We start from the raw sequence: 20,695 nt of genomic DNA on the forward strand, positions 1-20,695 counted from the left end.
CTGGACTAGCATCAAAATTCAGCTATGTTGGTGGAGCGTAAAGTCCACAACCAAACTGAGTAAAACGAGCTTCTTTTGCGGATAACATATATTTCATGTAGTTAAATATACTCATGGAATGTTTTCTGGACAACATCAACACAGCGTGACCAAGTATACTGTTTTGCGTGTTCTTTTCCGCGCTGACTATAATCTCCTCGCAGTTGCGAATTTTTCTCCAGTTGGATGAGAATATCAACAATGGTTGCTGTATCTTCAGGTTCAACAACAATACCTGCTGTTCCCACTACTTCTGGTAAGGAAGCGCGGTTGCTGACTACTGAAGGAGTTCCTGCTGCCATTGATTCTATTGCTGGAATACCAAAGCCCTCATAATGGGAAAGAAACAATAGTGAGGAAGCACAACGCATCAGCCGAGGTAAATCATGATCTGGTACTATTCCTAATAGTTTTACATTAGGTAAATCTTTAGCTGCTGCAACATATTCTAGTTCTGAATCTCCAGCTACGACAATCTGGATATCAGAATTTTTATCTAGCAAACCTTTGGCTACATTGAGAACAAAATCTGCACCTTTTCTTAATCTTAAACCACCAATAATGAAGGTATACGGATTATTTACAGGTCTTTCTAGCTTAATCGGATCAATTGAGGCAATATCATAAAAAGATTGTTCTACACCACAACCAACAACAATTATTTTATTGGCATCTGCTCCGAGTAATTCAATCATCCGGCGTTTGGAAAATTCGGAAATGGTAAAAACAACCCTATAATTAGCCAAAGCCCTATAAATCCACTGACTCCATTTATAACGAAACCAACGATGTTGAGGAGTATTTGACCAAGGTAAATCAGTCTCAAATGCTTGCAAATCATAAATAGTTACAGCAACTGGACAGGATGATACAGGAATATAGGTTTCCATTGGTGTAAATAACCAATCTGTTTTTTCAGAAAGGTATCTGTCCATTTTAGGAAATTGCGTTAATTTCCACAGTCGTTCGGTGATATTTTCTGGAAAGGGGAAAGTTTTTAATGGTATATCTTGCAGGGGAGAACGAGAATCAAGTTTACCATCTGCTTGTAACCATTGTCGGGAACATAGCAACTCTAAGTTTATTGACTCCTGTGAAGCTAATCCCAACAATATGTTGTTGATATGTCTTCCTGCACCTGTACAGGGTAAATAGGTACGAATGGGGTGGATATATGAAGTAATGTTCATTATCAAAAATCAAATATTTTTTTCAAACAAAAGATTTAAAATCTCTTTTTGATCCTGATAAGTTCCATCCTTTGCTTTTTCAATTCTATCTAAGTTAAAATGAACTGGGGTATAACCAAACTTCATAATTGAATCAACATAACTTTTTAATGTGATCCCTTGTGGTTCTAAAACGTAACCACAATATTCAATCATAATCCTTTTAACAATTCCATTCTTGAAGGTATTTTTTCCGCCTTCCAGAAATTTTAGTTCGTGACCTTCTATGTCTATTTTGAGAAAATCTATGTTGGAAATATTATTAAATAATACAAAATCATCTAATGTATTAACATTAACGATAATTTCCGATTGAGCAGATGTCCATTTGCCAAGTCTTCCCCATCCAGAGTTCTGATGAGGACTCACAGAAAATACAAACTCTCCTGATTCTGAAGATAATGCGATATTACTGGTTATGCAGTTATCTAAGTTATTAATTGCAATATTCTCCTCTAGCTTTTTGTAATTACTTGGAGAAGGTTCTATAGCATAGACTTTTCCCTCTGATCCTACTAATTTGCTAAGGTTAAGAGTATAAAATCCTATATTTGCACCAACATCCAAACAGACCCAACCTGGTTTTATATACTTTTTTAAGAATGTAAGTTCGTGACGTTCATAAGTGCCTAAATAAACAGATTTTTGAATTTGATCACTAAAGTCAATGTTATATTTTAATTCATTACAGCTATAGATTCCATTTTGGAAAACGGTATTAATATATTCTGATAAGAACAGTTTACCCCGAAAATCAGTATGACGATAAATGTCAAACATTTGTTGATTGCTGGTAATAATTTTACCAATGATATATGCAATTGGTCTTAGAGAATTTTTGAAACTTTTCATGTTTATATTTACCTTTGTTTTTAGTTTAGATAATCAACTACATTTTTTTATTCTTGCTTGTTAATACATAAAGTCTCCACCAAATGCAGATTAGATTTTCATCTTTCTATAAACCTCTAAAGTTGTACTTAGTGTTTTTTCCCAGCTAAAGAGAGCCGCTCTATGCAAGCTATAGTGAGAGTATTTGGCACTTAAGTCAGAGTTGCAATATAGTTTGATCATGGATTCACAAAGAGAATCATTGTCTTTCGGTGATACCAAAAGTCCAGCATCCCCGACTACTTCAGGTAAAGATGATGTATTAGAACTAATCACAGGACATCCACATTGCATTGCTTCTAAAACTGGTAGTCCAAACCCTTCATAAAGGGAAGGAAAAATAAAACCAATTGCACCACTATATATTGCTGCTAAATCATTGTCATCTACAAATCCTGTAAAGTGAATAAATTTTAAGTCAGTTTCTGTTAACTGGTTAGCATTAATCATAGATACTGCCGCATCTTTGCTACCTCCACAGATTACTAAATGTAAATCTTTCTTTTTTTCTTGCATAATAACTTGTTTAAAACAGGCTATTAAATGATTCATATTTTTATGAGGAGCGAGAGAATGAAGAGAGAGAAAGTACTCTCCTTCGGGAAGATGATATTTCTTCCTTGCGGCTTGAATAATGGATTTATCTGAAACAGGGTAAAAAAGCTCAGGAGAAGCAGCCAGATAAATTGTAACGACTTTTTCAGGATTTAACTGTCGTCTGTTTAATAAATCATTACGAGTAGCATCTGATATCGTCGTTACCCAATCATTAGGCTGGATAGTGTCTATAAGTCTTTGAGTAATACCACGTTGACCTGGAAGAAAATATTTTTCGTCTAAAATTAAAGGAGTTAAGTCATAAACTGTTTGTAAATGACGATTGGGAAGAGCTTTTCTAACTTGTTTGGGAATCCGAGGGTAAGAAGAATGAAAAATGTCTGCTTCAGCTAGTATTTCTGGAGCGATTGGTTGCCTAATTATATTAAATAATCTAGAAATGTTAACTAAAGTTGACTGCTGGATTTTCTGAAAAATATTCTTACCAGAATAGTTTTTACTGAATTGTATATTCAAATGATTGACACTTCTAGCAATGGAGTTAACTGGATATATTGCAGAACGAAGCTCAGTATAGGAATTAAGTAGCCTTTCTGTTTGAAGTGATGCTTCTATTGAGCCAGTAGCAGAAAAACTTAGGTTGTCTCCTAGTTCTTGATGCAATAAATCAGCTAATGTCCAAGCTGTACGAGCTACACCTGTTCTTGTTTTCGGGTTATCACCAACCGAAGAAATATCAAAGATTACTTTCATGATTTTATATACTATCTAATCAATAACTGGCGCATACTACCAAATGTATATCTCGTCCAATAAGCTTGGGGATTTTTGCATGATAAAATCAATATTTTTAATACTTTAATGATTTGATTTATTCTAGGTTCTTGATGAATTTTAGCTAGATTTTCATACCATAGTAACCGCTCTAGCCATAATTTAGCAGGTTTGTATAAATTTTGATATTCTGGCTCATCAAAAAGACTTTGCACAATATATTGACCTTCTTGTTTCACCTTACTTGGAGCAGTTTTTTGTTCTTGATGGCATCTAAAATTAACTAATACTTGGTTAGAATAATTAACTTTAGGATAATAATGTAGATATCTAACTACTCGGTCAAAGTCAAATTGAATTTGTAAATTTTCGTTTAAATTACCAATATTTTTTAATAATTGAGTCTTAAACCAAAACCCTGGTTGATGATAAACAGTATCTTTTTTGCTCGGTTTATTTGTAGTATTAAACTTAGTCAATAAGCCTTCAGGTGTAATATTTTGTGGAAATACTTTTACTTGATTTCCTACTTCATCGAAATTATTGACCACACCTGCAAAAGCATTATAACCTTGAATACCCTGGGCAATAGCCAGCAAAGCACCTGGCATTAAAATATCATCTGAATTTATCCAATTAAAGATTTCACCAGTTGCTCTTTCTAAGCCTTTATTGATAGCATGAGTTTGTCCCCTGTCTGGTTTACTTTCCCAGTAAGTAAGATAAGATTCATACTTTTTGATAATTTCAACAGAATTGTCTGTACTACCTCCATCAATTATTATATATTCTAAATTGGGATAACCTTGAAGTAACACTGAACGAATAGTTTCTTCCAGAAAGTGACCATAGTTATAGTTAGGAGTAACAACTGTGATTTTGGGATATTCTAGATTGAGCGATGAAAAATTAGAATCAACTGAACTCTCACAAGACCAAGGCCAGCCAATTTTATTACTTACAGGAAAATTGTTCACGATGTGTATTGTATATTATTAATTTGATTCTAAAATTGCGACAACATTAACAACTCGATGAATAATTTTGTCAGAAATATAAAGATAACGTCGAGCTAGGATTTCATCAAAAGAATGACCTACAATCTTTTCAAGAATTTGCTTAAACTTACAGATATATTTTGCATACCAAAATAGTTTACCTGGTCCCCATTGGTAATAGTCTAAAGATAAAACGCCAGTTTTTTCGCAAATACAAGTAATATTTCGGCAAATAAATCCGCTATTTTCAACCATCAGATTAAACATTTCTTGATCATATTCTCTAGCAAAAAAGTTTTTCTCTTGAGATTCTCTTTCGTAAACTGAACCCTCAATATAAACAATGTTGCCTTTTTCTTTATAGGGAACTGTTAATAATATATCTCCTTCAGGCTTCAACACACGCTTAATTTCAGTTAGTGCTTTTACGTCTCCATCTTTCTCTGGGTAGATATGCTCCAAAACAGAAATAGTAACTACTTTATCAAAAATATGGTCATTAAATGATAAACAACGTACATCTTCACGATGATATTGAATATTGGAAATTCCATAAATATCGCAAATTTTGCTGTAAAGTTCAATTTCACTATCTATAATATTAATATAATCAAAATGAGTATGAGGATACTTGTGAGCTAAAAAGATACTAAACCACTGAGGGCTGCTGACATCAAGAATGCGTTGACCTGGTTGTAGAGATAGCCGATCATAAATAGCTGAAAACTCAGCATATCTCATGTAATCAATTAATTTTAATTGTTCTAAATTTAAAGAATTTTGTTTTAATTCTTCTCCTATTTCAGAAAAACATTTCTCTAAAGTTGAGACAATAAAGTTTTTCAATTCTGGAATAAATGATGTTTTATTCATTTTCATATCCACAAATAAATTTGAGTGTATAAATACTTCAAAAAAACAACTAGAGTTTAATTTGCTCATCACATAACAAAATATTTAAAAGCTAATTTTATTGAGTTACTGATAAATTAAATCTGAGTTGATTTAAGCACTACGGACAATCTCTAGAAAGAGGTATCCAAAGGCTTGAACCTCTTCTATATTTTTAATCCTAGCTAGATTTTCCTGATCTACATCTGGACCAGAAGATAGCTGTCTCCACCATTCACCAATGAGTTCAGCTAGTTGTTCAGGAGAGTTACGATTAAAAAATACACTTCCTGGTGGGTTTTGCTCTAAATGAACTGGAAAATCAGAAATAATCATTTTCTTACCAAGACAACGAGCATCTTCGATTACTGTACTCCAACCTTCAAATAGAGATGGTTGAATCACAGCAAGAGAGCGCCGCATCAGTTGAATTTGGTCACTTCGAGGAATTAGACCTAATAAATATACTTGATTAGCTAACCCATAAGTATGGATAGTTGTCAGAATTTTATCAGAGTAGTTTGGTTGGCGGTGGTCATAAACATGACCAGTACAAACAACTTGAGGATAGATAGAATTTCCCTGAAGTATTTTCAAAGCTTCTAATACAATTAAATGGTTTTTGTGCTGCCAAAATTGATTACTAATCAAAAAGAACCTATCAGGTAAAAAATATTTACGTTGAGTTTCTATAGGATCTAATTTAAACCATAAATCTGGAAGGCTAGTGCGAAAATGCAATACTTCAGTTGCACATTGAGAATCAGGATAAAATTTCTGGAAATCAGCAGCAGATGTTTTACTGCTCAGAACAACCCTGGAACTTAATTCAGAAATTTGAGCGAAATAGCCATCACGATACTTTATTTCGGAGTCTGAAAATAAATTCGGCATATACTTGTGCTGAAAGTCAAATATCCAGGGAAATCCTCTATAGGAGAGATTGGCTTTATTAGGTGTTAAAAAAGGATAAACAAAGTCAATATTAGCCTTATTCAAAAAAGGTGATAACCGAGGTTCTGGATGTGGTTGAATAGTTCTAATAATTTTCCATTTTAAGCGATTGATAAAAGTATAAGGTTCTAATTCAGAATCTAGGTTATATTGGTAATCTAAGAGATGTTTTAATTGCTCTTGAATTTCTGGTTCAGCATATTTACCATCAAATAACAAACTAAGTTCAAAAGTTGAGCGGACTTCATGAGGTAAGCTGGATAAAGCAAAAATAATATTTTTTATATACTCAGTGCCACCTATCCAACTACGTCCCCCTTGCATTAATAGACCAATTTTCAGAGGTTTATTCATACACCTACCAACTCAGCACGACACCAGTTTACAAAAGTCTTAACTCCTCGTTTTAGTTCAACAGTGGGAGTAAAACCGATAGATTTTAATTTAGAAATATCAGCTTGCCAATTAAGAGGATTTCCTGGAGGGACAATATTGTCAAATTCAGGTATAAACTTTACCTCTAGTGAATTTAACACCATTGTTGCCAGTTCAGAAATTTTTACCTCTTTGCCTGTCCCTAGATTATATACTTCTCCTGCCATTGGTGCAGATTCAACAACAACGTTTAATGCTCTAGCAATATCTAAAGCATGGATAAAATCACGGCTTTCTTCTCCTGTACCTTGTAGTAATAAAGAACCTTGAGTGATTGCTTTTTGGCAAATATCCCAAAGAACTTGACGACGTAAACCGGGTCCATAAGCAGAAAAAATTCTTAAACTAGCTGTTGGTAAAGCATAGATTTTTGTAAATTCTAGACACATTTGCTCACACATCAGTTTATGAAACCCATAGGGTGAAATAGGAGAAACTATTTGTGCTTCAGTTACAGGTAATGACTGAGGATTTCCATAGACTGCTGCGCTGGAAAGGAAGATAAATTTACACTTAGGAGAATAGAGACGTAGTGAATTAAGTAATTCAAAGGTAACTACCGAATTTGTATAAAAGTCTGAGATAGGTTCAGAGACAGATAAACCAACTGATGCACGACCAGCACAATGAATGCAAATTGAAGGTAGATGTTCCTGTAATATTTCCTTTAAATCAGAACTTGGTAATCTGAGGCAATAGTATTTTGTGAGGTTGGCTAAAGGTGCATTTTCTGCTGGAGATGTACCAATACCGATGATAGACCATCCTTGTTCTGAGAAATAACGGGTAATGTAGCGCCCAAGAAAGCCAGTTACACCTGTAACCAAAGCAATTTTATTATTTTCTGTCATCGCTTAACGGCTAGGAATGAATACAGTCGTCCAGGGCTATTTAATTTTTGTGATACATACCAACCATAAAAGTCTTGCAATATGTTAAATTCAGATAACTTAGTCCCTAATGTTACTCCACAGAACTTTGACAAAGAAGATTTAACTAAATTTTGATATTCTGCTTGACTCATTGGTGCATAGTTGATAACACTTTCTAATGGAGCAAAAGAGCGAATTATTTGCAATTCGGCGGAAGAAATAGCATCTTTATATTCTTCTAAAAGATAGGCATTTTCTCCACCATAGAGATGATGAAGAGGATGAGAATCTAAAAATTGTTGTAAATCTTCTTTTCGAGAAATAATATGTTCACGGGTAGCAATAAAATAACCACCGGGCTTCAAAACTCTTGCTGCTTCTTTACACAGTTGTTTTAAATCCTTTGCGTGATGTAATACTGCTCTACCATAGACAATATCAAAACAATTGTCAGTGAATGGCAATGTTTCACCCCAATCCTGCACAACTTGAATAGATAAATCTGTGTTTTTAGACAAACGATGAATTGCGTCAGCACCTACTAAGTCACTGGAATCTGGTTCTAATGCTGTCACAGAACATCCAGCTTTAGTAAAAGCGTAACTAGAAATTCCTCTCCCTGCTCCTATATCTAGAACTTTCCCTGGGATTTTCGGTTTCAGAAGTTGAATTAAAGCAGTCCATTCTTCGCTTTGGCTAAAACGTTCAGCAGCAGATTCTAGGGGGTCATCATAATAGCAATGCTGAACCAGTTCTTGTTTTTCAGGCTGATTTCTTAACCATTGAACTGCTTCTTCCCAACTATATTTAAAGTTTGAATTCATTGATTAAAACCTATTTCCATAATTCTAAAGCAGCAATACCTCGGCTACAGGCAGCGTAATCAGGATCATATTCTTTGGTACTATTAGGGTTAAAATATTTAGTATCATGAATATTAAAACCTTCAAATTTTTCACAATACAGCTTATCACCTATTCGCCAACCACCTGATTCATAGCAATAGTATGTTTCTATCAGTTTAGAGGGGGAAAAGACATCAATCATTTTGTTAATTAAGTTTGAATCGAATTGCTGATACCAACCGAAATCAGTATATTTTCCGTAAGGAACTGTGATGTATACTTTTCCACCTGGTTTTGTTACTCGTTTTATTTCCGATACTGCCTTTAGGAAATCGAGTTTATTATTTTGTTTAAATTTATCATTAGGTGAATACATAGAATTATCCATCCCAATATGCTCAAGTGTTGATATAGATACTACCTCATTGAAGTAATCATTCCTGAAAGGCATATAACGCAAATCACCAAAGTGGTATGATATTCTACTTTTCCAAAAACAATCAGCTTCTGGCTCTAATGTCATAATAGAGACTTCTTTCTTATTAAGCTTTAGATGAGATAGAATGTATTGATAATTGAGAATTGAACCTGCATCTAACAGCGTTCCTTCCGCATTAGCAACGCGAGATAGAAACCAAAGATATTCAACTACCCTTTCATCTAAAAACTCACCATAACCTTCTGGGAGTGCTAGATTTTTTCTAAATGTTTCTATTAAACTTTCTTCGTTAATAGATTGTTTTATAAAATATTCTTTAAACTGAGAGTAGCCATTTGACCAAGGTTTTCGACCATTTTTGATATATAAATCTATTAATGCTTGACGAGAATGAATTGTTTTTTTCAGTATAACTTGATTATATATTTTTTTGATTTCATTCTTAATGTTCATAATTTAATTCCTTAACGATTTTTGCTGGATTACCTGCAACTACTAAAAATGGAGGTACATCCTTGGTAACTACACTACCAGCAGCTACAATAGCACCTCTACCTATTTTAACACCTTTAAGGATTGTAGAATTAAAACCTATCCACACGTCATCTTCTATAAATAAAGGTTCAGAATAAATATCAAAATCATTATTTTGGGGATGACCATAAGAAAGAATTTTTATAAAGTGTTCATGTCTCAGTTTTGTATCTAAAGAATGTGAGTTAGTGTCATGAATATTAACATTATGGGATATAAGAACCCGATCACCTATAGTTATTGAATTCGCTGACCATATTCTTGTTCCTTCTCCTACATAGCAATCTTTTCCGATTTTGATTTGACCAGCATGAGCAAATATCAATAACTCACCTTTAATAACTGAATTAGACCCTATTGATATTAAATCTGGTTTATTTGATAAATTGTGTATTCTACCACAACCTAACAATCTAGTAGACATATCTGAATTTGTATTCAGAAATAACATTTGATTATTATCTATATTCATGTCCAAAATCAATAATGTTTTTTATAAATTTATATAATTTGTATTTAGCTTTTTTAAATAAAATGGAAATGATATAAAAAGAGGATCTACTACCAGTAAAACTAGTAAAAAGATTTTGTTTTGTTTTTACCTTCAAGTATTTAAAAACAATTTGAGATTTATTCATGCTAATTTTATTCTTTTCAGGGAAAGAAAAAATATTTTGTTGTGAGATTATTGTTTCAAATACAGTATTAACACCACAATGAACACCACTACCATCAAATCCTATATTCTTCACAAGAGAATGTGTAGGATAAAGTGTAATTCCATTTAACACAAATGTACTCAAATACCATCTAATAGCCCATGAATCTATTTTTCTATTAAGCTGATTCTCCAACATTTCAAAATAAGGATAACTATTATTAAGATTAAATTTATTTCTCAATTTCCTATTATTTTTCAACTCTATATATCCTGACATCAATGGATCAAAATGATTCCAAGCTCTTTGCCATGTAGCCCATCCCCAAGAAGTAGTAAAAGGTAAAAATATAGCATCAGCTTTTGTATGTTTTAGTTCAACTGGAAACATATAGCCAGATATTTGCATCACTTCAGGAGTATCTTCATACTGATTTAAAGCAGTGTTCATGTAATTCAAGAAAAATGGAGAGAGAATTAAATCATCTTCTAAGACAATAACTTTACCATATTTACTACAAAGTTCTGTAACACCTTGAATAATTGAGTTAGCTAATCCTAGATTTTGCTCCCTTTCAATAATATGAACCTTCCCACACCATTGTTTACTTCTAACAACTTCCCTTACTTGTGTAACAGATGCTTCATCTTCTGGCTTTTTAGCAGCATCACAAAATATAAATAACTCACTTGATTCTGCACCTTCATTTTGAGCAAGTGATTCTAGTGATTGTTTTGTATGTTCGGGTCTTTTATAAGCGAAAAATGCGATTGGGGCTAAACTCATAACTTATAAAGTTATTACCACGTTTTTATTTACAACTGCTTCGATGATTAAGTACATTACTTAAAATTCTCCACAATTGACTTATACTCTTGTCCATAGAGTAGTTTTCTAGAATATGTTCCCTGGCTTTTGCACCCATATTACCAGCTAATAATGGATCTTCAGCTATTTTAATCATATATTCTGCCATATTATCAATATCTCTTTCTTCAACTAAAAAACCCGTTTCTCCTTCAATAACTACATCTTTAATACCAGCATGACGAGTGCTAATGACAGGTAATCCCGATGCTCCAGCTTCCAGTATAGCCACGGGTGTGCCTTCCGTGTCACCAGTTTGTGCTTTAACAGAATGTTGAACAAATGCTCTGGCTGTTGTCATTAGTTCTGCTACTTCAACATGATTGCGGAATCCTAGAAATTCAACATTATCGACTATTCCTAATGCTTTAACCATATCTTTACACGGATTGTATAATTCTCCGTTTCCCACCATCTTTAACGTTGCTGATGGATGTTTATCTAGTAACTTTTTAAAAGCTAGTAGTGTTAAATGAGGGGCTTTTTTATCAGTAAACCGCCCAACCGCAACGAATATAGGAGGTGCCGTTGCGGGTGTTGCTTGATCAAACAAAGAAACATCTACACCATAGGGATTATAATGTACCTTTTCTTTAGGAGCTTTTAAGTTTAGTAATTGTTGTTCCATATCCTTAGAAACAACTATAATGGCATCAGCTTTTAAAAACATTTGCCTGTAATCATTTTGATGTTCTGCCAAAATAGCATCAACGTAAGCATCTCCACCATGAAAATGAACAACACATGGTACTCTTGCTTCTAAACAAGCATCAATTACACATATTCCCGTTAATCCATATTCTGCTAGAACAATATCTATTTTATTTTTTTGAAGAAATCTTTTTAGTATTTGAGTTTGGAAATAGTTAGGGGATTTGAGAATATTTTTCCCAAACAAGTAGGTGATGAAATGTATATTACCATTTATGAAAGGTTTCCCATCTTCATGATAGTAAGGTTTAAGCCCAGGATACCAAGTATTATGATGTAAATGTCTCACTTTTGCTGGTAAGTGATCAATATGAGCGCGAATGAAGGTTTCAGAGTAAGAAGATTGATTTGCTTGAATAAGGCAAACTGTTTTTTGATTCATCCTAATTTGAATAATATTCTGGTCCAAGTTTTTTGACATACTCTAATTAAATTACCAATTACAAATCTCCATTTCTTACCACGAGAATGTCTTAATAGAAGATAGTGATATTTAATAAAAGTTCTTAAATCTTGTGATTTTGTTGCACAATGAATGACATTATGAATTGCTCTTAAGGTTGCTTGATTGAGATTAGATTTATTTATTATGCCAGATTTAGAAATTAATCTCCAAAATTCATAATGCCTCTGAGATGCTATTGTTATACCTTTATCAGAGTTGCTTAGATACCCATGTACTCCACCTTGGTGAATACGGTAAACACTCATAATTTCATTGATATATTTTATCTTGCCATATCGGGAAGCAATTATCCACAAAGCATAATCTCCAAAAAAAACAGAATTAAACCAATTAGGTAAATTTTGAATCAAGTCGGTCTTGATTACGACTGAACAAGTTGCAATATAGTTACTTCCTTCAAGGAGGTTATCCAAAGTGCTAATTTCTGGAGTTAAATTATCATTATTTAGTCGGTTTCTTTCGATATAATCCTCATTAATAATTTCAGTATTATGAAAGCAAATGGCAAAGTCTGGATTAGCTTCTAAAAAATCAACTTGTTTTTGAAGTTTCAGAGGATCTGTCCAATAATCATCACCTTCACAGAGAGCAATATACTTTCCTTTAGCTGAATTAAATAAATCCGATAAAAATCCAAAACGTCTTAAAGAATATTGATTTTCAGTTTGCAAGATTAATTTAATTATATGAGGGTATTTTTCTTGATATTCTCGGACAATTTTGGTTGTATTATCAGTGGAAGCATCATCATGAATAATAACCTCTATAGGAAAATTCGTCTGTTGCATTAGAAAACTATCAACTGCTTCACGAATAAATTTTTCTTGGTTATAGGTAATGCAACAAACACTAACTAGAGGGGTTAATAATGTCATAATTTATAATTGGCTTTACTGTTTTAAATACCTTTCTCAGATTCGAGAAAAGATTTTTCAATTTCCAGAAGATCCTGCTTTCGGGGTGCAATTCTTTTAAGTGGAGAACCAGCATAAATAGTAAAAGATTGACAGTTTTTCTTCACAAGACTTAAAGCTCCAATTGCTACACCTTCTTCTAGGACTACTCCAGGTAAAATAATTGATCCTGAACCAATAATTCCATGTTTACCAATAAAAACATCACCATGAGTGACGTTAGTAAATTCTGCGGGAATGGTAGGGTTAGTCATTGCACTTCCGCTATAGTCATCATTGCTACTGTAAATAGATACTCTGGATGAGAGATTAGAAAAATCAGATAAAACGATTTTACCACTTCCCATTAATGATGAATAAATAGCTATATGAACATTTCTACCAATGGAAATACCACCCGCACCTGCTGATAAAACACAAAAGTCATCTATTCTAACATTATCTCCTATTTCGATATTGGCACAATTATAATAGGAAGACTTATCAGAAAGTAAAACATTCTTACCAACTTTGGTAAATCCCATTTTATTTATTTGTTCATTTGTTAGCCAAGCCATAATTTTTAGTTATTGTGAAATTTAATCCTAATCTTAGGATTTTATTAAATTGATTTCTTTACAATTATTATTAGTAATTATCAATCTAAGAATTTGACAAATCTTATTAATATCATTTTCAGAAATTGTTGTTCCTGTGGGCAGAATTAAAACTTTTTGAGTTAATTTTTCCGTCTCAAGTAACAATAAACCAGAATGGGGAAAATAGGAACGATAGGGTTGCATCCGATGACAACCTGGATAAAAATAGCGTCTAGCGATCACATTTTCTGCATGGAGAATTTTAATTAAAAAATCACGGCTAACTTTGGTTAGCTCCTCGTCTATTTCTAAAACAATATACTGATAGTTATGTTTTTCGGCTTCATTCACAGGAAATAAAGTAATTCCCGGAATATCTGCAAAACCTTCCCGATAACAGTAATAATTACGGCGATTGACTTCTATAAACTCCTCTATGCTTTCTAGAGAAGTTAACCCCATAGCGGCAGAAACTTCGCTCATTTTACCATTAGTGCCTAAATAAATGACATTATCAAAGCCAGAAAAGCCAAAATTTTTCATTAAGCGCAGTTTTTGATTTAAGTTATCATCATTGGTGACAATAGCTCCTCCTTCAAAGGTATTCATAAATTTGGTAGCATGAAAGCTAAAAACCTCAGCATTACCAAAATTACCGATCATTTTGCCCTGATAGGAACAACCAAAAGCATGGGAAGCATCAAACATGAGCTTAAGATGGTGGTTGTCGGCAATTTCTGCCAATTTTTCCACATCACAGGGTTGTCCCCAAACATGAACCCCCATAAGACCAGATGTGCGGGGAGTAATCAAAGATTCTATTTTATTAGGGTCAAGGGTATGGGTTTTCGGGTCAATATCGCCAAAAACGGGAGTTATTTCTTGCCATTGTAAAGCGTGGGCTGTGGCAATAAACGTAAAGGAAGGAATAATAACTTCCCCTTTTAACTCTAAGGCTCGAATTACTAACTCTAAGGCAATAGTACCATTACAAACTGCAATACAATGTTTAACACCTAAATAGTCAGCTATCCGTTGCTCAAATTCTTGAACAAAAACACCATTATTAGATAACCAACGGCGATCTAACATATCATTTATCCGAGCTAAAAGCTTTTCTCTATTACCAATATTCGGACGACCAACATAGAGTTTTTCGGGAAAAAAAGGCTCACCTCCGAAGATAGCTAGATGTTGGATATTATTCTTACTGTTGGGAGATTTTTTTAATATCATAGTTATAATATTATAATAAATGATCCTTAAATTGCATAGAGAACTGTTTCTTCTGAATGAGTTGTAAAATGTCCAAGGTATAATTTATAGTCCAATCCTAATGAATTAATAAACTCTGAGATATTAGATAAATCATCACAATTGTGATAAACTGAGATAGCTAATTTGGGTTTAAACCTTTTTAATGATTTAATAGATCCTTTAAGGGCATTTAGTTCAGCACCTTCTATATCCATCTTAATAAAATTAATTTTTTGGATATCAAATCTTTCAGTAAAATCATCAATAGATATGGATATAGTTTCACCCTGAACATTTGATTCAGGGAACTTTTCAAAAGATATACGACTGGCTGGTCCATTATCAATGTAGTACATAGTTTCCCCTGAACTACTCCATAAAGGATGTGATATGACTTCAATTGATTCTTTGAGTTTCGGATTTTGATCAAGATTTTTTTTCATAATCTCAATATTAGTGGGTATAAACTCAAATGAGTAAACTTTTCCTGTTTCACCTACTTCACTAGCAAAGTATAGTGCCGTATCTCCCCAACAACCCCCAGCATCAATAACAATATCACCTACTTCTGCTTTAATAGCGTTATTGCTTGGGCAAACATACTGTTTCAAATAAAAGGTGTTTAAAACCCCAATTGGCATATAATATAAACTAATGTTATGTTTTGCATTGTCTACATTAAAAAGGGATAGTTTAAAGTTTAGAAAGTTTGGATCGATGTAGTTTCTCAAATCTGAACTTTTTTCTATTTTTCGCAATAATTGCCAATATTCAGGATTATTTAAGGGTAGCTTATATCGCCTGCAACCTAATATTCGGTATGCTACTACATTTAATAATAAGTTGCGAGAGTAGTCATCATCTAAAATTTCATATATATTATGAAATTCTTTATTTGCAAGAATATATTGGTGTATTATTCCTGATAATTCACTATAGAATTTTTCTTGTTTGGAACATGATAATAATCGAAAATTATGAATAAGTTTTCTTAAAAATCTCACAAGTAAATTATATTCATAATGTTTACTTGTATAAGTTCTAACATTATCAAAGAAAATATTATTAATGTTTTTTATCAATTCTCTAAGCAAAGAGTCACTAAAATTAGAGGTTTTCATAAATTTTCGTTGTATTTTTGATTGTAAAAATTAAATATGTTGACTTAGATTTTCTACTTTCCAAGCTAGATTTGGTCTAACTATACCTGGCCATTTACCATGCCAATTCCCATGCCTTTCAATATCATGAATAGTAAATGTTATTATATCATGAAAACTACATATAACAGTAGAGGTATCTTGAACTATCATTAACATTATTTGATAACTACCATCATTAAGAAAATTACTAGGTATATAACAACTTCCTTTAATTAATCCTGAAGGAGTAATTATAGAGTCAGAAACTGATGCAAAAATACAAAAACCCTCCATATTAAGGAGATGCAAACTAAAATTTAGTTCTTTACCATCAAGATAATTCCAATATCTGCATTCAATTATTAATGGTGTTTCTATAGTGAGTTCATGATTTAAGGTATCATTATTAGGAAAAACACCAATATAATTTAAGCGAACTTTTTCATTACCAGGAGCATTAGCAGGATCATCCCAGTGTTTTTCCATATCTAGGGATGTAATTACTGTATCTAAATACTGGGAAATCACTTTATTTGTTTCACCTTGGCATAATACACTTCCTAGTTTGAGAAGAATACTACGATCGCATAAACTTCTTAATGCTGTCATATTATGACTTACAAATAAAACCGTCCTTCCCTGCTTCCCCACATCCTCCATCTTCCCCAAACACTTCTTCTGAAAAGCAGCATCCCCCACCGCCAAAACCTCATCCACAATCAAAATCTCCGGTTCTAAATGCGCTGCCACCGCAAACGCCAACCGCACATACATCCCCGAAGAATACCGCTTTACTGGCGTATCCAGAAACTTTTCCACCTCAGCAAACGCCACAATTTCATCAAACTTCTGTTTAATTTCCTCCTTACCCATTCCTAAAATCGCACCATTGAGAAATATATTCTCTCTCCCAGTCAACTCTGGATGAAACCCTGTTCCTACCTCCAATAAACTGGCAACCCTACCCTTAATTTTAATACTTCCAGTAGTAGGTTCAGTAATACGGCTTAAAATCTTCAGCAATGTTGATTTTCCTGCTCCATTGCGCCCAATAATTCCTACTCTATCACCTTGTTTAATATCAAAGGATACATCCTTTAAAGCCCAAAATTCCTCAAAAGCAGGATTTTCATTCTTAGCTTGAGGATTAATGAGACTACCAATAGATTTAACCTTATTAGTAATAACATCTCGCAGTGCTGTATAACGTTCCTGTTGTTGATGTCCAATAATATATTTTTTACCTAGATTTTCAACTCGAATAACTGTATCTGACATGGTATCAATTAACTAAGAATTTCAACAATACTAATTTGATAAATGAGTTAGTAGTTTTTCAATGCTTAAAAAGTTTTTCGTAAATTCAACATCTTTTACATTTACATTACTGTAATTTTAGAATTTGCTCTTTATTAAGGAGAATTTTAAAACTTTTATACATGAACAAATGATTATTTAGTCATGGTAAAAATTTATAAAAAACTTTTATTGTATGAATTTAAACATTTGTTAATTACCCCTATATTTGAATAGGATTTTCTCCTCAGCTTGTTTAAATTCAATATCAAATAAATCAAACACAACTTCCCTACCCAATAAAACTTCTTGGCAATCCTCATTTTGTAACCAGGCAACAGGAGCAGAAAAGGTATAATTATCAATCTGCATTTCAACTTGTCGGAGTACATATTGAACACTCCCCCCTACTCCCTCTCCATTACTAAGAAGTTCTCCTTGAGAGAGGGTATATCCTAAATCTGTACCTAAATACAAGGTAATTAGACTAATATCTGAACCAGAATCTACCAGCATTTCCAAAATTTTAGTATTTTGAAATGTCAAACATACTTCATATTTTGGTTGCCAATCATGTTTTTTCACTGTTCTAAACCGCACGGGTAAAAACTTAACTGGCTCAATAAATTCGTTTTCGTAGATACGCTCAGTAATGTATTCAGAAGGGTTTAATTTCTGAAGGTCAATTTGCTGTGTCATTATTCTATAATCTTGGTGATGAGCTACTATACCATCCTTGGTGTAAATAATCCATTCTCCACGATATTGTTTTAGTTTTCCGTAATTTGCCTTACGCCATTCTTTAGGACTATTGTATTTTTCCTTCATAGTTTTTGCTAATGGCTATCCTGTAAAATTATTTTATCCTAAAATTCCTAATAAAACCTTACCTAAATCTAGCAAATCATCTGGAATTTTAAAAAGGTTTAAATCTTGATAGATAGTTTTTTCCATTTTATCTAATTTCCCAAATTGCCACAAATTTCCAATAGTCACAGCACAATAAAATATATCTTGATCTCTGACTTGAGATAAAGCAATTAATTCCACCGCTAGTTGTGTAAAACCTTTGGTTAAATCATCTTTCTTTGCTTCAATTACTAATAAATTATGTTTAGATTCTAATAAATAATCTAAAGTTTCTTTTAACCGCTCATTCACTCTTAACGGATATTCAATTTTTAGCTGACAATTACAGATAGCAATAATTTCCAACAAAACGGGAGCTACTAAAGTTTCTCGTCTCGCAGTTTCACTACTTAAACTAATCAAAGGTAAAATTTTTCTGATTTTTTCTTTAACTAGTAACAGTTCATCTATACATTGACTTGTTTGTGGCAAAGATAACTCTGTTTTGATAAATGAATAATCAAATTCTCTTAAAATATCATCAGTTTCATAGGGTAAATCAAAGTAAGAACTAAAGGTATAAGATTGATCCTCTTGTAATATTTTGATTTTAGGTATCATTGATTGGCTTAAAATTAAGGCATTGTTTACATTACACCATGATTATACCTCCTCTGGTTGCCAGTTTTCATCTATAGCTTGCTCAGGAGTACAAAATATTTCTCTAGGAAAAACCCCAGCATCCAATCCAGTTTTGACTATGGTAATATCTCTAGCATCTTGATATGTTTCTGAAAATACAGGGGTTTCCGCTTTTATGAGGTACATCTTAAGCCCCCTCCTCGCACCCCCCTCAATCCCCCCGCAGCGGGGGGAAGAAAAGGCTAAACTTTTGATATTGGAGGGGGTTGGGGGTGGGGTTCTTGTACCTCATAACATCGGGAAGTGCTGTATCTCTAACCAGAAAGGTTTAAGACTAGGATTTCTTTTTAAAAGTTTCTGAATTTGTTTTCTTTCTTCTATAATTGTACCCTGCCATGCAGGAATATTATATTCTCTTTCTTCTTGCCAATATGGCAATTTTAATAAATGCTCAAATAATACTAGCAATCGGCTTTCTAATTCATGCTTTTGAGAATTACCCAAATCTTCTAACTCTAGGATTAAGTTTTTCCAATCTAATTGATCTAAATTTTGATGCTGAATTTTATGAATAAAAGAGTAGTTTCTATCCATTGGTAGAAATCTTGATGGTATAAGTTATTTAACTCTTGTTTAGAATCTAACATAATTGATTATTTAGATTTCTTGTGATCAAGGTAACCATTCAGGATTGAGAATCTCTGTTAAGGAATAAGGACAATTTTCAGGGAAGATTGCTGGAGATAGTTCAGATTTACGAATGGCATTATTTCTAGCTTTAATGTAAATCTTATCCAGTATTTTTGCACAATGATTATAAAGAACTTTAGACTCCAATAATGAATCTAATTCAGACCTAAAATTATCAATTTCTTCAATCCATCCTTTAGCACAATAGGATTTCTCACTTTCCCAATATTGATAAAGAAGTAAGTGTTTAATAAGTTGTCTCAAATAACTTTCTACCTTATGTCGTTGTTCGTTTCCCAATGCAGTGATTTCCTCAATTAAATGTTCCCAGTCAATATTTTCTAAATCCCGATTTTGTAGTTGGTTAAGGGTAATATCTAACCATTCAGGATAATCTTGTTCATAAATATCGTAATTTGCTGGTGTAGGTTGCATTTTACTTACTCAAATACAGTTTAAATATTGATGTTTGGTGGACAGAAATCTCTATAAATTGATTCTCTGTTCTGCTAGTAATTAACTTAATTTAGCTGATTTGTTGCGGATTAGACTCTAACTCCGACTTAATTAGTCTCACAAATACACTAATAATTTTTTCTGGTTGATTTATGTAATACTCATCTAAATCAACTACCACTAGATTACCAGTTAATTGCAAGAACACCCATTGATTACCATTGGTAACACAACCATAAATATTTTCAACATTATTTCCCTCGGATTGATTTAATTGAGCAGCAGCAATCATTTCTGCAATACATTGCGCGAATCCTTGTTTAAGATTATCATTTTTTGCCTCCACCAAGGCAATCACGGGAGATGTTACATATAACTGTTGAGATGATAGACCGATTAAGAAATCGCAAAATCCATTTAAACCTTGCTCAATATTAACATTAAAATCAATTCCTGAGAATAAACTAATTTTATTATCTAATAATCTTCTGACTTCAATTAAAACAGGCGCAATAATCATTTCTGATTTGGCTTTTTCTGTACTAATTGCTTGAGCTAAGGGAATATTATTTTGTAAATATTTGATAAAAAAAGCATCAACTGTTAACTGGTCTAAAGCAGTGAAAACATTTGTTCTTTCTTCAATATTAATGCCAAATATTTTAGTGATTTTGTCTAGAGTAAAGTCACTGTAAGCCATTTTTTATAA

22 protein-coding genes and 2 pseudogenes are annotated in these 20,695 nt (G+C 32.9%); all 24 read right to left on the bottom strand.

The genetic code is table 11. The features are described from left to right. Positions 1-101 precede the first annotated feature (101 nt). On the bottom strand, positions 102-1,229 hold the full coding sequence (locus ACIR310F_RS0112145) for a glycosyltransferase family 4 protein (RefSeq protein WP_028084066.1): 1,128 nt from the start codon (positions 1,227-1,229) through the stop codon (positions 102-104). Between the two features lie 9 nt (positions 1,230-1,238). Beyond that, complete coding sequence (locus tag ACIR310F_RS23685) at positions 1,239-2,120, bottom strand: FkbM family methyltransferase (RefSeq protein ID WP_051289602.1); 882 nt, start codon at positions 2,118-2,120, stop codon at positions 1,239-1,241. A gap of 90 nt (positions 2,121-2,210) precedes the next feature. Then, positions 2,211-3,470, bottom strand: a complete 1,260-nt coding sequence (locus tag ACIR310F_RS0112155; protein WP_028084067.1) for a glycosyltransferase family 4 protein — start codon at positions 3,468-3,470, stop codon at positions 2,211-2,213. Between the two features lie 11 nt (positions 3,471-3,481). After that, the gene (locus ACIR310F_RS24895) at positions 3,482-4,468 is read right to left on the bottom strand and encodes a glycosyltransferase family 2 protein (protein ID WP_231387513.1); all 987 of its coding nucleotides are present in this window, start codon (positions 4,466-4,468) and stop codon (positions 3,482-3,484) included. An 18-nt stretch (positions 4,469-4,486) separates the two neighbouring features. After that, on the bottom strand, positions 4,487-5,362 hold the full coding sequence (locus tag ACIR310F_RS23690; protein WP_051289604.1) for a class I SAM-dependent methyltransferase: 876 nt from the start codon (positions 5,360-5,362) through the stop codon (positions 4,487-4,489). A 132-nt stretch (positions 5,363-5,494) separates the two neighbouring features. Continuing rightward, positions 5,495-6,688 (bottom strand): glycosyltransferase, encoded by a 1,194-nt coding sequence (locus tag ACIR310F_RS0112170; RefSeq protein ID WP_028084068.1) that lies wholly within the window; start codon positions 6,686-6,688, stop codon positions 5,495-5,497. Beyond that, the gene (locus tag ACIR310F_RS0112175) at positions 6,685-7,620 is read right to left on the bottom strand and encodes an NAD-dependent epimerase/dehydratase family protein (protein ID WP_028084069.1); all 936 of its coding nucleotides are present in this window, start codon (positions 7,618-7,620) and stop codon (positions 6,685-6,687) included. Before ACIR310F_RS0112175 ends, ACIR310F_RS0112170 begins: the two co-directional genes overlap by 4 nt. Further along, complete coding sequence (locus ACIR310F_RS0112180) at positions 7,617-8,465, bottom strand: class I SAM-dependent methyltransferase (RefSeq protein WP_028084070.1); 849 nt, start codon at positions 8,463-8,465, stop codon at positions 7,617-7,619. The genes ACIR310F_RS0112175 and ACIR310F_RS0112180 overlap by 4 nt, the downstream gene beginning before the upstream one ends. 10 nt (positions 8,466-8,475) lie before the next feature. Further along, positions 8,476-9,378 carry a methyltransferase domain-containing protein gene (locus ACIR310F_RS0112185; protein WP_081677589.1) on the bottom strand — a complete coding sequence of 301 codons (903 nt, stop codon included), beginning with the start codon at positions 9,376-9,378 and terminating at the stop codon, positions 8,476-8,478. Between the two features lie 10 nt (positions 9,379-9,388). Beyond that, positions 9,389-9,538 (bottom strand): annotated as a pseudogene (locus ACIR310F_RS27605) (DapH/DapD/GlmU-related protein); the annotation flags it as partial. A 135-nt stretch (positions 9,539-9,673) separates the two neighbouring features. Further along, positions 9,674-9,931 (bottom strand): annotated as a pseudogene (locus ACIR310F_RS27610) (hypothetical protein); the annotation flags it as partial. Then, on the bottom strand, positions 9,918-10,904 hold the full coding sequence (locus ACIR310F_RS0112195) for a glycosyltransferase family 2 protein (protein ID WP_028084073.1): 987 nt from the start codon (positions 10,902-10,904) through the stop codon (positions 9,918-9,920). The pseudogene ACIR310F_RS27610 and the gene ACIR310F_RS0112195, both read right to left, overlap by 14 nt. A 25-nt stretch (positions 10,905-10,929) precedes the next feature. Continuing rightward, positions 10,930-12,078 (bottom strand): glycosyltransferase family 4 protein, encoded by a 1,149-nt coding sequence (locus tag ACIR310F_RS22365; RefSeq protein ID WP_071604828.1) that lies wholly within the window; start codon positions 12,076-12,078, stop codon positions 10,930-10,932. Next, positions 12,075-13,037 carry a glycosyltransferase gene (locus tag ACIR310F_RS22370; RefSeq protein ID WP_051289607.1) on the bottom strand — a complete coding sequence of 321 codons (963 nt, stop codon included), beginning with the start codon at positions 13,035-13,037 and terminating at the stop codon, positions 12,075-12,077. Before ACIR310F_RS22370 ends, ACIR310F_RS22365 begins: the two co-directional genes overlap by 4 nt. A 23-nt stretch (positions 13,038-13,060) precedes the next feature. Further along, positions 13,061-13,633 carry an acyltransferase gene (locus ACIR310F_RS0112210; protein ID WP_028084074.1) on the bottom strand — a complete coding sequence of 191 codons (573 nt, stop codon included), beginning with the start codon at positions 13,631-13,633 and terminating at the stop codon, positions 13,061-13,063. Between the two features lie 33 nt (positions 13,634-13,666). After that, the gene (locus ACIR310F_RS0112215) at positions 13,667-14,890 is read right to left on the bottom strand and encodes a DegT/DnrJ/EryC1/StrS family aminotransferase (RefSeq protein WP_051289609.1); all 1,224 of its coding nucleotides are present in this window, start codon (positions 14,888-14,890) and stop codon (positions 13,667-13,669) included. A gap of 26 nt (positions 14,891-14,916) precedes the next feature. After that, entirely contained in the window at positions 14,917-16,032 is a 1,116-nt protein-coding gene (locus tag ACIR310F_RS22375) for an FkbM family methyltransferase (protein WP_051289611.1), read from the bottom strand. A 30-nt stretch (positions 16,033-16,062) separates the two neighbouring features. After that, positions 16,063-17,331, bottom strand: coding sequence for an ABC transporter ATP-binding protein (locus ACIR310F_RS0112225; RefSeq protein ID WP_028084076.1), 1,269 nt, complete (start codon positions 17,329-17,331; stop codon positions 16,063-16,065). A 231-nt stretch (positions 17,332-17,562) separates the two neighbouring features. After that, positions 17,563-18,177 (bottom strand): retropepsin-like aspartic protease, encoded by a 615-nt coding sequence (locus tag ACIR310F_RS0112230; protein WP_028084077.1) that lies wholly within the window; start codon positions 18,175-18,177, stop codon positions 17,563-17,565. Between the two features lie 33 nt (positions 18,178-18,210). After that, on the bottom strand, positions 18,211-18,819 hold the full coding sequence (locus tag ACIR310F_RS0112235; protein ID WP_331271311.1) for a hypothetical protein: 609 nt from the start codon (positions 18,817-18,819) through the stop codon (positions 18,211-18,213). Between the two features lie 42 nt (positions 18,820-18,861). Further along, the gene (locus ACIR310F_RS25605; protein ID WP_155963782.1) at positions 18,862-19,026 is read right to left on the bottom strand and encodes a DUF29 family protein; all 165 of its coding nucleotides are present in this window, start codon (positions 19,024-19,026) and stop codon (positions 18,862-18,864) included. A gap of 102 nt (positions 19,027-19,128) precedes the next feature. Beyond that, on the bottom strand, positions 19,129-19,434 hold the full coding sequence (locus ACIR310F_RS22380; protein WP_028084079.1) for a DUF29 domain-containing protein: 306 nt from the start codon (positions 19,432-19,434) through the stop codon (positions 19,129-19,131). Between the two features lie 78 nt (positions 19,435-19,512). Further along, positions 19,513-19,965, bottom strand: coding sequence for a DUF29 domain-containing protein (locus tag ACIR310F_RS0112250; protein WP_028084080.1), 453 nt, complete (start codon positions 19,963-19,965; stop codon positions 19,513-19,515). 91 nt (positions 19,966-20,056) lie between these two features. Continuing rightward, positions 20,057-20,686 (bottom strand): hypothetical protein, encoded by a 630-nt coding sequence (locus tag ACIR310F_RS0112255; RefSeq protein ID WP_028084081.1) that lies wholly within the window; start codon positions 20,684-20,686, stop codon positions 20,057-20,059. Between the last annotated feature and the right edge of the window lie 9 nt (positions 20,687-20,695).

This window comes from Dolichospermum circinale AWQC310F (assembly GCF_000426925.1).
In the GTDB taxonomy this organism is placed as follows: domain Bacteria; phylum Cyanobacteriota; class Cyanobacteriia; order Cyanobacteriales; family Nostocaceae; genus Dolichospermum; species Dolichospermum circinale.

Bases quoted from the DNA above. Each gene is read 5' to 3' on its own strand.
- ACIR310F_RS0112230 (WP_028084077.1), bottom strand. From the start codon at position 18,177: ATGAAGGAAAAATACAATAGTCCTAAAGAATGGCGTAAGGCAAATTAC.
- ACIR310F_RS0112175 (WP_028084069.1), bottom strand. From the start codon at position 7,620: ATGACAGAAAATAATAAAATTGCTTTGGTTACAGGTGTAACTGGCTTT.
- ACIR310F_RS25605 (WP_155963782.1), bottom strand. From the start codon at position 19,026: ATGTACCTCATAAAAGCGGAAACCCCTGTATTTTCAGAAACATATCAA.
- ACIR310F_RS22365 (WP_071604828.1), bottom strand. From the start codon at position 12,078: ATGAATCAAAAAACAGTTTGCCTTATTCAAGCAAATCAATCTTCTTAC.
- ACIR310F_RS0112235 (WP_331271311.1), bottom strand. From the start codon at position 18,819: ATGATACCTAAAATCAAAATATTACAAGAGGATCAATCTTATACCTTT.
- ACIR310F_RS0112180 (WP_028084070.1), bottom strand. From the start codon at position 8,465: ATGAATTCAAACTTTAAATATAGTTGGGAAGAAGCAGTTCAATGGTTA.
- ACIR310F_RS23685 (WP_051289602.1), bottom strand. From the start codon at position 2,120: ATGAAAAGTTTCAAAAATTCTCTAAGACCAATTGCATATATCATTGGT.
- ACIR310F_RS0112185 (WP_081677589.1), bottom strand. From the start codon at position 9,378: ATGAACATTAAGAATGAAATCAAAAAAATATATAATCAAGTTATACTG.
- ACIR310F_RS0112145 (WP_028084066.1), bottom strand. From the start codon at position 1,229: ATGAACATTACTTCATATATCCACCCCATTCGTACCTATTTACCCTGT.
- ACIR310F_RS0112225 (WP_028084076.1), bottom strand. From the start codon at position 17,331: ATGTCAGATACAGTTATTCGAGTTGAAAATCTAGGTAAAAAATATATT.
- ACIR310F_RS22375 (WP_051289611.1), bottom strand. From the start codon at position 16,032: ATGAAAACCTCTAATTTTAGTGACTCTTTGCTTAGAGAATTGATAAAA.
- ACIR310F_RS22370 (WP_051289607.1), bottom strand. From the start codon at position 13,037: ATGACATTATTAACCCCTCTAGTTAGTGTTTGTTGCATTACCTATAAC.
- ACIR310F_RS0112210 (WP_028084074.1), bottom strand. From the start codon at position 13,633: ATGGCTTGGCTAACAAATGAACAAATAAATAAAATGGGATTTACCAAA.
- ACIR310F_RS0112255 (WP_028084081.1), bottom strand. From the start codon at position 20,686: ATGGCTTACAGTGACTTTACTCTAGACAAAATCACTAAAATATTTGGC.
- ACIR310F_RS0112155 (WP_028084067.1), bottom strand. From the start codon at position 3,470: ATGAAAGTAATCTTTGATATTTCTTCGGTTGGTGATAACCCGAAAACA.
- ACIR310F_RS22380 (WP_028084079.1), bottom strand. From the start codon at position 19,434: ATGGATAGAAACTACTCTTTTATTCATAAAATTCAGCATCAAAATTTA.
- ACIR310F_RS0112170 (WP_028084068.1), bottom strand. From the start codon at position 6,688: ATGAATAAACCTCTGAAAATTGGTCTATTAATGCAAGGGGGACGTAGT.
- ACIR310F_RS23690 (WP_051289604.1), bottom strand. From the start codon at position 5,362: ATGAATAAAACATCATTTATTCCAGAATTGAAAAACTTTATTGTCTCA.
- ACIR310F_RS0112195 (WP_028084073.1), bottom strand. From the start codon at position 10,904: ATGAGTTTAGCCCCAATCGCATTTTTCGCTTATAAAAGACCCGAACAT.
- ACIR310F_RS0112250 (WP_028084080.1), bottom strand. From the start codon at position 19,965: ATGCAACCTACACCAGCAAATTACGATATTTATGAACAAGATTATCCT.
- ACIR310F_RS0112215 (WP_051289609.1), bottom strand. From the start codon at position 14,890: ATGATATTAAAAAAATCTCCCAACAGTAAGAATAATATCCAACATCTA.